Origin of the sequence: Veillonella sp. (assembly GCF_032470285.1) — a bacterium.
In the GTDB taxonomy this organism is placed as follows: Bacteria; Bacillota; Negativicutes; order Veillonellales; family Veillonellaceae; genus Veillonella.
In genome coordinates, this window is sequence record NZ_JAWEKP010000004.1 from 1 (window position 1) to 13,639 (window position 13,639).

Here is a 13,639-nt window from a genome sequence, read left to right on the forward strand (position 1 = left end):
GCTGATTAACGAAAAGAAAAAGGTCTACCGAATGGTAGGCCTTTTTCTTTTTGCTCATCTTCGACTAGCTAACCCTGCTAGAACCGTCTCCAGCCAAGGGTGTACAAGTTAAATCTATCTGTATTAATCAATTTTGCAGCACATATCATCAATGGTATTATCGAACCGTAAATTAGTTGAGTAGCTCGAAACTTATGTAAATTACTATTCTAATAGCCCACCCTTGACATATCGAAAAAAATAGATATAATAGTATTGAAATATATGAGCATTTATTCATATATAATACAACTATTATGGATCCTGTTCGATTAAGAGGTGATAGAATGAATCCTGTAAGAACAATTGAAAGAATTATTAAAGCTCCTGATATTCATTGGGTAGGCAATGGATTTAGAGTACGTCAGTACTTCCCTGATGGCGATGAGTCACCTATGCTTGATCGTATGTCTCCATTTTTGTTACTCGACTATAACGAGCCATATTATTTTGAGGCCAGTCCTTTTGATACAGGTGTCACTCCACATCCCCATAAAGGCTTTGAAACGGTAACATTTTCTTTTTCCGGCTCCATTGAACATAAAGATGCAGCTGGTAATAGTGGTGTTATTCACTCTGGTGATGTGCAATGGATGACTGCAGCTAGTGGTGTTTTGCACAAAGAATTTCATGAAAAAGAATATGCAAAGCGGGGACGTTTGTTCCATGCTTTACAATTATGGGTAAATCTACCTGAACGTCATAAAAACGATGTACCTGCATATCAATATATACCTGCTACCACAATGGGGCGGTATCAATCTCTTGATGAAACAATCGATGCCATCGTTTACACCGGTGCTTTCAGACATATAACAGGTCCTGCTAAATCCCATACACCGATGAATATTTACAAAATAAAACTTCAACCTAATTCATGGATCTCTATTTCTGAGAATATGACTTGGAATACAGGCTTCCTTGTGATTAATGGTACAGGTAGTGCCAATGGTGAAAGCATAGAATTTGCAGACTTTGTACTTTTCAACAATGATGGAGAGCGCTTTGAGGTAGAGTCTGGTGATGAAGGCCTTGAAATCTTCGTTCTCGCTGGAGAACCCCTCAATGAACCAGTGGTAAAACAAGGGTCATTTGTTATGACAAATAAAACAGAGCTTCTCCTCGCTTATGGAGAATACAAAAACGGTAAATTTGGCCGCGAAGAAGCTATTATGTAATATAACACCTTGATTTATAATGGCGTACATCAGGGTATTTCTTGTAAGTAATGTATCCTGAGACACATTATTTTATATTGATTATGGTATAATGATTGCGTACAATGTTTTGACAGGAGGTTTTATGTCTAAAAAAATTGCGGTCCTCGTAAATGAGGATACAATGCAACGCTGTTCTTGTGGCGGTTGTTTGAAAGCATTTATGAATAAAGCGGATTCCTTTGAGCGTTATGCTGATGAGGATATTGAGTTGGTGGGGTTCACACATAGTGGTGGGGATCTAGCTAAGAAGATTGAGTCTTTTAAGAAAAAAGGTGTTACTACGGTACATCTTTCTACATGTACGCGTGGTAAGAATGAAAATTATGAAAGCATCGCAGAGCAGTGTGCTGAGGCAGGCTTTGATGTAGTAGGCTATACACATGGTGGCGCTGTTTCTAAAGATGGTAAAGAAGCGGTAGTACTTTCAGCTAAACCAGTAACGACAGATCAATAGTTAGCAATGTTTGAATTAACCATAATAGATTGCACCATCTTATGATAGATGAATGATTGTTCCATTATTCATTCTATATTTATCATGAAGTAATATTATATAGGTAGTGTGGAAATTCTGGCGTTTTCTTACATTCTATATTGTTTTATTATATAGCTATATCATTGTTTAAGAGGTTGAGAGAATGAATAAGAAACTTACAGCGGCTACTTTATCTATTGCTATGGCAGTGACAATGGCACCTACTATGATGCAAACGGCTTCTGTTAATGCTGCTTCTGCTGCGGTACAATCTTTAGCTGGTGGTGCTATTGCTATGGCTTACGTATCTACTGCATTAAATAAAATGGATAATTCTGCAGAGGGGCAACAGGAGAGTTTGGCACGCACAAAAGAGAAAACTGGTTACTTAAACGATAGTGCCGCCCAAGAGCGTGTAAATCGAATTATGAAGACATTAGAGGCTACACCTAGTGTAAAACGTTCCTACGTTGTATATGCGAATCCTGATGAGGAGTTTAATGCGTTTGCCACACTTGGTCGCGTTATGTCCATTAACAAGGGTGCTCTAGATACGCTAGATGATGATCAATTGGCCTATGTAATGGCTCATGAAATCTCTCATGGCGAGCATAAAGATATTATTAATGGCGCTAAGAAGCAAATCGGTCTTTCTACAGCGGTCGGCATTGCTGCTGGCGGTAGTGAAGGTGCGGCTATTTTATCTAATGTGGCAGGTAACTACTTATCCAATCAAGTGTTTACGATGAGTCAAGAAAAAGCCGCTGATGAGTTAGGCTTTAAGATTTTAAGTGAGTCTCCATACAATGTGGGTGGTGCAGCTGGTTCTATGGCAGTACTGCGCAACAAAGTGGGGGAACACTACCGCGAAGGGCTTTCACAAGTGGTAGCACCTAATAACCATCCAAAGTTGTCCGATCGGGTGAACAATAATATTTCTCGTATGTACACATATTCTGGGAATCATGTAAACGTATCGAATGGTACTGTGTACGTAAACGGTGATAATATCTATACTCCAGCAGGTAGTGGCCGCTACACAGGCGAAGAGCGTGCTTATTACATGGCTGGTAAATTGGCACGATTGTATCATAACAATCAAGTGACACCAGGTTCTGCATCCTATAGTGGTGACACTGTAACGGTAGCTGGTCAATCCATTGTTTCTACGCCAAATGCAGACGTAGCATTGCAAGTGGCAACAAATCTTAACAATGCATTTGTAAAGCCTGCAGGTGCTGCTGTTAATGCGAAAAAACCAGTGAAGGTTAAACAAGAAAAACCTAAAAAGGTAAAAGAAAATAAAAAGATAAAAGCTGATAAAGCTAAAAAATAAATGAGAGTTATAAATAGCATATAATTTGCTTTAAGGATTTATGTTATTATAATCAGAATAATCAGAGGACTGAGCCCATGAAGGCTTAGTCCTCTTTTTATATGGATTGTAATTTTTATAGTTTGAGTATAAGTTTATATGTTAATAAGTTTATATGTTAATAAGTTTATAAGATGTATTGAGGGATATACGAGTAAGAAATAGACTGTAAAGATATTGTTGATCATAAGTATAATTATTATTCATGTGTAAATAAATTATATTCATAAAGCAATAATAGATTCATAAAAATACAGAGAATCTTTTGAGAATGGAAAGTGAATTGTAATGGGTTTATACCATGAAATATAAGAAATTATCTTGTTAAACATAGTTGTTATAGAAGGTTTTATTATATTTCTTGTAATATTTATGAATTATTTATGCGATAACTTAGTGTTGTCTATATATGGTGGATAGATGTATATTTAAGGTGGATGAAATATGTAGTTAGAATGGAATCCTATAGAAATACCATAACGGTAGGGGGTATAGGGTTATTGTACTTATACATGCTTTATAGGATAATGTCAATGTTGGTGGTTAATCTAATAATATAGATGACCATTTTTTTGTTAAATAATACGTAATTTTATACATTATATGGAGGCTATGATGGAGTATACAATTCACCTATTTAATGCAGGTGGTTTCGTTATGTATCCACTTGTACTATTCATGTTAGCAGCATGTACTATTTTATTTGAACGTATTCGTACGTACAGAAACATCAATCATGAGTTACAACAGTTGTCCGATAGCATTGATGCAGGTCGTAATAGTAATAATTGGTCTACTCTAGAAAATTCTATAAAAAATAGTGATGACGCATTGAGTAGATTCGTGTCTCCTATCGTGGAGTCTGTATATAGTGCGGAAGGTTTAGAGAACCGTTTACATGATGTGGTAGGTTACATGGATGAACGCTTAAAACGCGGTCTTAACTGGCTTAGCATGATGGTAACAATGGCTCCATTACTTGGACTTTTGGGGACTGTTGTTGGTATGATTCGATCCTTTGCAGCCGTTGGAGGTGATATTGGTGCGCCTACTGTTATCACAGGCGGCGTATCCGAAGCGTTGGTTGCCACTGCAACGGGGCTTTCAGTAGCTATCGTAGCATTAGCTATCCATAGTTGGTGTACAGATAAAGTAAATTCTGATATTGCAAAGTTAGAGCAAAAATTAGGTTCTATTATGGATTTATATATTAGGAGTCAACGATGAAACGTAGTTCAGTAGGCATACAAAAAGAACCTACCATCATGATTATACCTATGATTGATATCGTATTCTTCTTGCTCGTATTTTTTATGATGAGTACGCTATACATGAATACAGAGGAACAAATTCCTCTTAACTTACCAAAGGCCTCCTCTTCCTCTGCGAAGACGATTGAGCCTATCACAATTTCATTAACAGCTACACATAAAATGTATTTGAATGAACGTGAGATTGCCCCTGATCAATTGGGTAATGAAATTCAAGGGATTGTTGCAAAAGAACCTCAACAGGCATTTATTGTACGTGCCTCTGAGGATATTGCATATAAGGACGTTATCAATATTTTAGATAATCTTAAAATTAGTGGTGCTCGGTTTGTTAGCGTAGCTACAGAACGGAAGTGATTCTATGGTAGACAAACGATATGGAATTCCTTTCGTAGCTGCATTGGTATTAAATCTTGTATATTGGGGTGTTGTAGGTGATTGGTTTGGTCATATAAAACCTCCAGAAACACAAAAAAAAGACTTGGTTATCAACCTCGATATGGGGCAGCAAGAACCTCCTCAAGAAAAGAAGGATCCTGAGAAACTAAAGATTCACCCTGACGACAAACCCGTCGCAGGGGGCGGTAAAGCAGGTAGTGTGTTGCCTGATTTATCGGGAAAGCAGACAGAAGGCTTAAAAAATCTGAATCCTTACTTAGGTGGCAATGAGACGGCATCAGTCAATTTGAATGGTAATACTGATAATCCTGTTGGTAATCCAGGCAGTGGCAATGTACCAGGCCCTGGTGGTGGTAACGCTGGCAATGGTGGTAAAGCTAATGATGGGCCAGGCTCAGAAGGGGGAAATCCTGGTACTAGTAATACGGAAGGCACGGGTTACTTTGATGTTTCTGAATACCGAGCTAGCTTAGATGCTAATAAAGTAATGCCGCCACAAGCTGTTCGACGAGGTATTACCGGAGTAGTTACTATTAGAGTTTATTTTGATGGTGAAGGTAATTATGTAAGTGCTAGAATTGAAGAAAGCAGTGGCTCTAGTCTCCTAGATAATGATGCACTTGCACTTGCAGCTAGGTCAGGTGGTGCTATAAATACAACTGGCGAACCTAAATCAGATGTTTTTTATATAAGATATAGCTTTGAGTAGTGATTTGAATAGCTCGATTTAGTTGAAATTGAATCAATGAAAAGCAAATTTAATATGGAAAATATACTATGTAGGGGATATGAGGATACTCGTATCCCCTACACTAAATTGTCCGTTGTTGCAGTATTTAAGCTATAAATTAATAGATTTCAAATAGTTTTTAATAGAAGATATAGGATGATAAATGGAATGAATAAATATGTATATGCGGCCACAATGATAGGTTTATTTAGTGTGACTACTAATGGTTATACTGTAGATGTAACAACTAATCAAAGTCAAGAGGCGGCAAATATTATTAATATAACAGCTAATCGTACAGCGTTATTAGATTTAGATACACCAGTATCGACTTCTGTTATTACTCAAGAGGATATACAAAATAGCGGTGCTAAGACGGCTTTTGATGCGGTCGCTAATGTACCGGGTGTAACCATTAACTCCTTTAGTGCGTCTGGCGCAGATTTTGGTGGCATGGATAGCCGTACGAATATTCGTGGTCTCGATCGCGGTGCACTTGTTCTTGTAAACGGTGTACCTATGAACTTAAATGGTAAGAGCGGAATTGGCTCTATACCTACCAGTGCCATTGAGCGCATCGAAGTTGTAAAGGGGGCGGCCTCTACCTTATATGGCGCAGAAGCTTTAGGTGGCGTTATAAATATTATTACAAAAACGCCGTCAAAAGAGGGCGGTTCTGCTACGGTAGCTGTAGGTAATCGAGGCTCCAAGAGATTTGATATTTCTTATGGTACTGATCGATTCCTCGTTGGTATCGATAGAAAATACTGGGGGACTCAAGATCCATCTACACCGGTGCGGTATGACTATACGGGTCGCAAGGGTTATGATTACTACACTACGCGCAATAAAGGTAACTCCTTAGGTGTGTTCATGAGCGGTAAGCTTTCAGATAAGATAACCTTAAATTATACTCGCGCTGAAAGCCGTTCCTCCTTTGGTTTGATTAGTACAGAAAGAAATCCTGTGAGACAGGCTCGTCATTCTACGACATATCATTACAAGGATGACCGTAATAATGCATCTTTGATTTATAAGGATGATAATACGACGGGAACATTGTTTTATAATGACCGTACTATGCGTGGTGAAAGCCGTGTTCATAGTGCTAAACAGTTCAAGCCGACCGAAACCAGTTATGTAGCTCGTCAATATGGTATAGATGTACAACATGAATGGGACTTTAGAGGCGGTAAGGATTATTTGATTGCCGGTGTTACAGGTAAGCAAGAAACCTATCGTGCCACACAGGTCCCTGTGTATACACGGCCTCATCGTAATACCTATGCGGTGTACAGTAGCTATTCTCGTGAAATCAATCCCAAATGGACTGCTATTTTGGGCTTGCGTTATACAGCCATTAGTGATCCTATTAAGGACCAACATGTGTTAACGCCTCAGTTCCAATTGTTGCACACCATCAATAAAGCTTCCTCCATGTACTTAAATATAGGGAAAGCTTACACGATGCCTAGCTTAAGTGATTCATTCCGTAGCGTGAACCGCCAATACACAGCAGTAAGTGGTAAAAATCTTAAGCCTGAAGAGGGTTGGAACTATGAATTAGGTTATAAACGTCTTAATAAGAAGGATAGCTGGAAGGTGGATGTGTTCTATATGGATTTCAAGAACTTCTTCCAATGGCAACCTGATGTAAATGGTCGCCCAACCGTTCGCGTAAACGGTGGTAAATTCCACAATGTTGGGATTGAAGCTGAGTATAGTAGACATTTGTCAGATCGACTCAAAATGAGTGTAAGTGGTTCTTATTCTAATCCAAAACAAAAGGAAATGAATGAAACCTATTGGAAACAAGCGGCTCCTAAGTTACAGTTTACAACCGGCATTCATTATAAAAGCTCTACTTGGGATGCAGGCACATCTTTGAACTTTGTAACCAAACGTTTGCGCAATCGCGATGGTGGCTTGAACCCTAACATTGCTCTTTGGAATGCTTACGTTGGGTATCACTTTAATAAAGATGCTACATTACGCCTCGATGCACGCAATCTTTTGAATCGTCATAATGTGGTATCCAATGGAGATTATGAATATTGGGATGCACCATTCAATTATGAATTAAGTTATACACAAAAATTTTAATATGTATTAACGATACAATCCCCCGAGAATGCAGTAGTGGTAGGGGTATGGGTTTTGTGCGGTCCAAATAAATGTGTAATAATACAAATATGTAGTTTATATAATTGTGTGAATATATATATGTGTTAAGTGAGGCATTTGGTATGAGACAACAAATTAAGCATCGTATATCTATACTTGTAGGTTTAGCATTGATAGGATTGTCTGTGAATGGATATGCAGCAGAGGTAAGTGCTGATAAGACTCCCACTACAGCTGCATCAAGTGAAACTAATGGAGTATCTGAAATCCATACTATTAATGTAACAGCAAATCGCATGGCTCTTTTAGATTTAGATACGCCGGCTGCGATGGATGTTATTACTCAAAAGGACTTAGCTAATAGTGGTGCCAAAAATGCATTTGATGCGGTTAATATGGTACCCGGCATTACGTCTTTTTCCTATGGTGCATCTGGTCTTGAATATGGGGCTATGGATAGCCGTGTGAATATCCGTGGTCTTGAACGGGGCTCTTTGATTCTCATGAATGGGGTACCGATGAACCTCAATGGCAAGGGCGGACTTAGCTCTATTCCGACTAGCTCTATTGAACGCATTGAAGTATTAAAAGGTGCAGCGTCTGCTTTATATGGCGCTGATGCTATGAGTGGTGTTATCAATGTAATTACTAAGACTCCAAGTAAAGAAGGGGGCTCTGCTACGATAGGTTTTGGTAATATGGGTCGCCAAACTTATAAAATTAACTATGGCACGCCTCGCTTCTTAATTGGTGTGGAACGTAACTTCTTTGGTGCTCAAGATCCAGAAACCCCTATCCGCTCCGATATCGGTGCTTATGCTAGAGGCTATGAATATTATACAGCTCGTAACAAAGGGAATTCCTTAGGTGTATTTATGAGCGGTAAATTAAATGATAAGTTGACTTTGAACTTTAGCCGTTTTGAAGGTAATTCTTCCTTTGGACAGTTGAGTACGGAAACGAATCCTATTAAGCAAAAGCTTCACTCTACAACATATGCTTATAAAGATACTAAAAATAATGCGTCTTTAGTTTATAAAGATGGCAATACTACAGGTACAATCTTCTACAATGATAGAGATTTGTATGGTAAAAGTCGCATACATAGTAAAAAGACATATACGTTGAGTGATAACAACTATATTGCTCGACAATATGGTTTCGATGTGCAACATGAATGGGACTTCCGCGGTGGTAAGGATTATTTCATTGCAGGTGTACTTGGTAAACGAGAAACATATCGCACTAAATCTGGTCCATACTATGGAAATCCACATCGCAATAGTTATGCCATTTATGGTACATACTCCTATCAAATCAATCCTAAATGGACTAGTATTTTAGGCTTGCGTTATTCGGATATTAAAGATCCTGTAAAAAATCAGCGCGTATTAATTCCACAGTTCCAATTACAACATCGTATCAACAAGGAATCATCCATGTACATAAATGTTGGTAAAGCCTTTAGAATGCCGAACTTAAGCGATACTTTCAAGAAAATTAATAAAGGCTATGCCTCTGTTAGTGGACGTAATTTGAAACCTGAAGAAGGTTGGAATTACGAATTAGGCTATAAACACATTACTAACAAAGATAGCTGGAAAGTAGCGCTCTTCTATATGGACTTTAAAAACTTCTTCTCTTGGAAACCGGATAGCAATGGTAAAAACACGATTCGCGTAAATGGTGGTCGCTATAGAAATGTCGGTATCGAAGCCCAATATGGTCGTAAATTAACAGATCACTTAAAAATGACTGTGGGTGCATCGTATTCTAATCCAAAACAACGAGAAATCGATAAGACTTATTGGAAACAAGCTAACCCTAAATTGCAATTTACAGGGGGTATCCATTACAATAGCTCAACCTGGACTGCAGGTAGTAGCATCAACTTTGTCACAAAACGGATGAAGAACCGCGATGGCGGTACAAACCCAAATCTTATAGCTTGGAATGCATACGTAGGCTATCAGTTCAATGAAAACTCATCCTTGCGGCTAGATGCACGTAACTTGTTAAACCGTCATAATGTTATTTCCAACGGCGACTGGGAATACTGGGATGAACCATTTAATTACCAACTCAGCTATACTCAAAAATTCTAGTCTTTATGTAATCACTAATTAGAACTATACAAGGAGTATCATCATGAACAAGAAAATTGGATTTTTCATATGTTTGATGATACTCCTTTGTGTATGTATAGCGGGTTGTGGACCTCAATCGGAGGCAAATGTAACGCCATATACTCGTTATGTTGACAGTCATGATGGCGTTCAAGTTGCTGTTCCAGAGCATCCAAAACGGATTTTATCACTGTCTTCTGCGGTCGACACAATTTTATTAGGACTTATAGAACCAGAGCGTTTAGCAGGCATTAATAAATTGTCTACCTATGAGGAATATTCGCTAGAGGCAAAGCGCGCAAAGTTGGTAAAACCTGTGTTGAGCTCGTATCCTTTGGAGAAAATTATAGCCTTGAAACCGGATCTCGTTATAGCGCCAGATTATATATCGGCTGATGTTATCTATGGTTTACGGCACATGGGTATAGCCACTGTTGTGGTACCTACTCCTTCTACGGTGGACGGAGTGATTCAGAATGTGATGGAGATTGCTCATATTATCGGGGAAGATGAAAAGGGTAGCTTTTACAATCGGAAGATTCACCGTGAAATAGATGAAATAAAGCACCTAGCGGAATCTATTCCACTTGAGCAGCGCAAGACGGTTCTCTTTGTGTCATCTATGGACGGATACACGGGCACAGGAAGCCTTTTTGATGATATGTGTCACTATATGAGCATCTATAATGCACCTGATCGAATTGGTTTACCACCACGAATACCTTTTGGGGAGGAGCGTGTGCTAGCCATGAACCCAGACTATATTTTTATTCCATCCTATAAGGGAATGGACAAAAATTTGGCGGATAGATATTTAAAGAATCCGGCCTTTCAAAATCTACCTGCTATTAAGGAAAATCGAGTTAAACCCTTACCAGCAGCGTACCTGTATACAATGAATCAGCATATTGGTGAAGCGATGCTAGCCATTATGCATACTGTGTATCCTCAATTAGAAAGGAATTCTCATGACTAGACAGAAACAACGCATCATGGCCATAACTCTGATTGGGGTATTGCTATGTATTGTGAGTTTATTGGCACTCCATGTAGGGACCATTATGATCCCTATCGGAGGGGGCGTGCAAAGTATTTTAAATGGCATGGGCATACCTGTGAGCTTCACGGAGCCCATTACGGCTGAACAAGAGGCTGTACTGTGGTATATCCGCATGCCACGCCTTATCATTGGACTTCTCGTGGGAGGCGCCTTGGCATTGGCTGGTGCGGTTATGCAAGGGGTATTCTCCAATCCATTGGCAGATCCAGGTATTATGGGCGTATCCGCTGGGGCATCTCTCGGTGCGGTTATCGCCATTGCTCTTGGCGTAACATCCCTTAGTATGTTTTACATGCCTGCTTTTGCCTTCGTAGGGGCCTTTGTATCCGTTGGAATTACTATTTTGTTAACTTGGCGTAATAACAAGCTCGATACCACAACCTTGTTGCTGGCGGGTGTAGCTGTTAGTATGCTGCTCGGCGCTTTTACATCGGGCATCTTGACCATGATCAATGAGTACCGGTTGCGTGAATTCTTATTCTGGATGGTGGGGGGCCTAGATTTCCGCCGTTGGGATCACGTTTTGCTCGCCGTGGGTCCTATCATGACGGGCAGCGTTATATTGATGATGCTCGGTCGTCACTTGAATGTGCTCGTTCTGGGTGATACAGAGGCGCGTGCCTTAGGCTTGCCTGTTATGGCATATCGCATGGTATTCCTATTTCTAGCATCCGTAGTTACAGCTACCGCTGTATGTGTCAGCGGATCCATCGGCTTTGTAGGTCTTGTAGTACCTCATATTGTACGGCTTTTGGTTGGGCCGGATCATCGAATACTATTGCCTATGGCGGCTGTTGGAGGTGCCTTATTCCTCGTATTCTGCGATACATTAGGCCGCGTCATTGCTCAACCAATTGAGATTCGCGTTGGTATTATGACGGCTCTCTTAGGGGCACCGTATTTTCTTTATTTACTTCATCGCTTGCGTAGTAAAGGAGGGGCCTAATGAAACTAGATGTTCAATCTCTATCCGTCACATTAGGGGAAACCACCATTCTAAAGGATGCGTCCTTTTCTATTGATAGGGGTGAGTTTGTCGGCATTATCGGGCCTAATGGTTCTGGTAAAACGACGTTATTAAAAACCTTGCGTGGTCTCTATCCTACGTCTGGTGGCGATGTTTTGTGGGATGGTAAAAGCATCGCTTCTTTGAGCGACAAGGAAATCGCTCATCATGTGGCGTATATGCAACAGTCCGTAAATGTTTCCTTCGATTATGAAGCCATCGATATTGTGATGACCGCTCGTTATCCGTATCTTAAATGGTGGCAACAAGAGGGACCAGAAGATAAGGTTATCGTTGAACAGGCTATGAAAGAGGTCGGTGTTTATCATCTGCGTAATCGCTCCGTACAAAACCTGAGTGGCGGTGAGCGACAACGGGTATTCTTAGCAAAGGCATTAGCTCAACAAACAGAGGTCTTATTACTAGATGAGCCGACGGCTGCGCTCGATTTAGTGTATGCTGACGATATTTTCCATGAAGGCCGCCGATTATGTGACGAAGGCAAAACGATTTTAATCGTCGTTCATGACTTAGAGTTAGCTGCCAAATATTGCACCAAACTCGTTTTGGTGAGTGATGGTCACATCGTTGATGTAGGTGCACCTCGAGATGTATTGACGGCAGAAAATTTACGAAATGCGTTCCGTTTATCGGCTGCGGTCTATGACGATCCGTACTTTAAACAACAACGTATCTTTGTATTCCCAAAAGGAACTACAAAGATTGATGACTTCAAACAAACCGAAGTTACTTCAGAAATGTCTATTGATCCAAATCTGAAATAGTTAGAATGGATTACGATACTTAGCGTTTTCCTAGGGGTTATTGATTTATTATGTATGGTGATTATTTTGTATTGCGAATCTGAGTGAGGTTAGGTGTATGCTATATCCATTTACTGCTATTGTTGGTCAAGATGAAATGAAATTGGCCTTGTTGCTCAATGCCATAAACCCATCAATCGGCGGTGTGTTAATTGAAGGCGAAAAAGGCACTGCTAAGTCTACGGCTGTACGTGCGTTAGCGAATCTGTTACCTCCTATGGAAACAGGCGCATCAGCGATGTCTGTTGTTGAGCTACCTATCAATGCTACGGAAGATCGTGTTGTAGGATCCATAAATTTGGAAAAGGCATTACAAGAGGGGGTAAAAGCCTTTGAACCGGGTATTTTACATGCAGCCCATCAAAATATTCTCTACGTAGATGAGGTTAATCTATTAGATGACCACATTGTAGATATTTTGTTAGACGTGGCAGCTATGGGGGTGAATACGGTAGAACGGGAAGGGGTGAGCCACTCTCATCCATCTCGTTTTATCCTCGTAGGAACGATGAATCCTGAAGAAGGCGACCTTAGACCTCAGCTGTTAGACCGTTTCGGACTATCTGTTATGGTCTATGGAGAACAGGACCCGGCACAACGTATGGAGGTAATCAAGCGTCGCCTCGCCTTTGGCGACAATGCTGAAAGCTTTGTAGCGTCTTACAAGGAATCAGAACGTAGCCTGCACGAACGTTTATTACAAGCTCGTGAAGTATTGCCAGGCATCATCCCATCTGATGATGTGTTGTTGCAAATAGCGAGTATCAGCATAGGTGTCGGCGTTGATGGACATCGCCCAGACATTACGATGATGCATACGGCTCGTGCTCATGCAGCCTTTCACAGTCGCAACCAAATTACAGCGGAAGACCTCAAGGTGGCGGCACGATTAGCTTTAAAACATCGCTTACGTCGCTTGCCATTTGAAGAACAAGGTTACGATGAGGAGCGCATTGATACAGTGGTATCGGCAGTGCTTGAGGGCTAGTT

12 protein-coding genes are annotated in these 13,639 nt (G+C 40.2%); all 12 read left to right on the top strand.

The annotated features are described in order from the left end of the window. Positions 1-326 precede the first annotated feature (326 nt). Positions 327-1,217, top strand: a complete 891-nt coding sequence (locus E7B10_RS05615; protein WP_316055531.1) for a pirin family protein — start codon at positions 327-329, stop codon at positions 1,215-1,217. 124 nt (positions 1,218-1,341) lie between these two features. Next, the gene (locus E7B10_RS05620; RefSeq protein ID WP_012863665.1) at positions 1,342-1,713 is read left to right on the top strand and encodes a CGGC domain-containing protein; all 372 of its coding nucleotides are present in this window, start codon (positions 1,342-1,344) and stop codon (positions 1,711-1,713) included. A 184-nt stretch (positions 1,714-1,897) separates the two neighbouring features. Further along, positions 1,898-3,070 (top strand): M48 family metallopeptidase, encoded by a 1,173-nt coding sequence (locus E7B10_RS05625; protein WP_316055532.1) that lies wholly within the window; start codon positions 1,898-1,900, stop codon positions 3,068-3,070. Positions 3,071-3,724: 654 nt separating this feature from the next. Then, complete coding sequence (locus tag E7B10_RS05630; RefSeq protein ID WP_004694376.1) at positions 3,725-4,336, top strand: MotA/TolQ/ExbB proton channel family protein; 612 nt, start codon at positions 3,725-3,727, stop codon at positions 4,334-4,336. After that, positions 4,333-4,737, top strand: a complete 405-nt coding sequence (locus E7B10_RS05635) for a biopolymer transporter ExbD (protein WP_012863667.1) — start codon at positions 4,333-4,335, stop codon at positions 4,735-4,737. Before E7B10_RS05630 ends, E7B10_RS05635 begins: the two co-directional genes overlap by 4 nt. Positions 4,738-4,741: 4 nt before the next feature. After that, the gene (locus tag E7B10_RS05640; protein WP_316055533.1) at positions 4,742-5,488 is read left to right on the top strand and encodes an energy transducer TonB; all 747 of its coding nucleotides are present in this window, start codon (positions 4,742-4,744) and stop codon (positions 5,486-5,488) included. 177 nt (positions 5,489-5,665) lie between these two features. Further along, entirely contained in the window at positions 5,666-7,612 is a 1,947-nt protein-coding gene (locus E7B10_RS05645; protein ID WP_316055534.1) for a TonB-dependent receptor, read from the top strand. A 143-nt stretch (positions 7,613-7,755) separates the two neighbouring features. Then, positions 7,756-9,738: a TonB-dependent siderophore receptor gene (locus E7B10_RS05650; protein WP_278452077.1), complete on the top strand. Its 1,983-nt coding sequence runs from the start codon at positions 7,756-7,758 to the stop codon at positions 9,736-9,738. A 43-nt stretch (positions 9,739-9,781) separates the two neighbouring features. After that, complete coding sequence (locus E7B10_RS05655; RefSeq protein WP_278452078.1) at positions 9,782-10,735, top strand: ABC transporter substrate-binding protein; 954 nt, start codon at positions 9,782-9,784, stop codon at positions 10,733-10,735. Then, positions 10,728-11,765 carry an iron ABC transporter permease gene (locus E7B10_RS05660; protein ID WP_278452079.1) on the top strand — a complete coding sequence of 346 codons (1,038 nt, stop codon included), beginning with the start codon at positions 10,728-10,730 and terminating at the stop codon, positions 11,763-11,765. The genes E7B10_RS05655 and E7B10_RS05660 overlap by 8 nt, the downstream gene beginning before the upstream one ends. Further along, positions 11,765-12,610: an ABC transporter ATP-binding protein gene (locus E7B10_RS05665; RefSeq protein WP_278452080.1), complete on the top strand. Its 846-nt coding sequence runs from the start codon at positions 11,765-11,767 to the stop codon at positions 12,608-12,610. Before E7B10_RS05660 ends, E7B10_RS05665 begins: the two co-directional genes overlap by 1 nt. A gap of 97 nt (positions 12,611-12,707) precedes the next feature. Next, complete coding sequence (locus tag E7B10_RS05670; RefSeq protein WP_008715104.1) at positions 12,708-13,637, top strand: ATP-binding protein; 930 nt, start codon at positions 12,708-12,710, stop codon at positions 13,635-13,637. Positions 13,638-13,639 lie beyond the last annotated feature (2 nt).

Bases quoted from the DNA above. Each gene is read 5' to 3' on its own strand.
- E7B10_RS05615 (WP_316055531.1), top strand. From the start codon at position 327: ATGAATCCTGTAAGAACAATTGAAAGAATTATTAAAGCTCCTGATATT.
- E7B10_RS05620 (WP_012863665.1), top strand. From the start codon at position 1,342: ATGTCTAAAAAAATTGCGGTCCTCGTAAATGAGGATACAATGCAACGC.
- E7B10_RS05625 (WP_316055532.1), top strand. From the start codon at position 1,898: ATGAATAAGAAACTTACAGCGGCTACTTTATCTATTGCTATGGCAGTG.
- E7B10_RS05630 (WP_004694376.1), top strand. From the start codon at position 3,725: ATGGAGTATACAATTCACCTATTTAATGCAGGTGGTTTCGTTATGTAT.
- E7B10_RS05635 (WP_012863667.1), top strand. From the start codon at position 4,333: ATGAAACGTAGTTCAGTAGGCATACAAAAAGAACCTACCATCATGATT.
- E7B10_RS05640 (WP_316055533.1), top strand. From the start codon at position 4,742: ATGGTAGACAAACGATATGGAATTCCTTTCGTAGCTGCATTGGTATTA.
- E7B10_RS05645 (WP_316055534.1), top strand. From the start codon at position 5,666: ATGATAAATGGAATGAATAAATATGTATATGCGGCCACAATGATAGGT.
- E7B10_RS05650 (WP_278452077.1), top strand. From the start codon at position 7,756: ATGAGACAACAAATTAAGCATCGTATATCTATACTTGTAGGTTTAGCA.
- E7B10_RS05655 (WP_278452078.1), top strand. From the start codon at position 9,782: ATGAACAAGAAAATTGGATTTTTCATATGTTTGATGATACTCCTTTGT.
- E7B10_RS05660 (WP_278452079.1), top strand. From the start codon at position 10,728: ATGACTAGACAGAAACAACGCATCATGGCCATAACTCTGATTGGGGTA.
- E7B10_RS05665 (WP_278452080.1), top strand. From the start codon at position 11,765: ATGAAACTAGATGTTCAATCTCTATCCGTCACATTAGGGGAAACCACC.
- E7B10_RS05670 (WP_008715104.1), top strand. From the start codon at position 12,708: ATGCTATATCCATTTACTGCTATTGTTGGTCAAGATGAAATGAAATTG.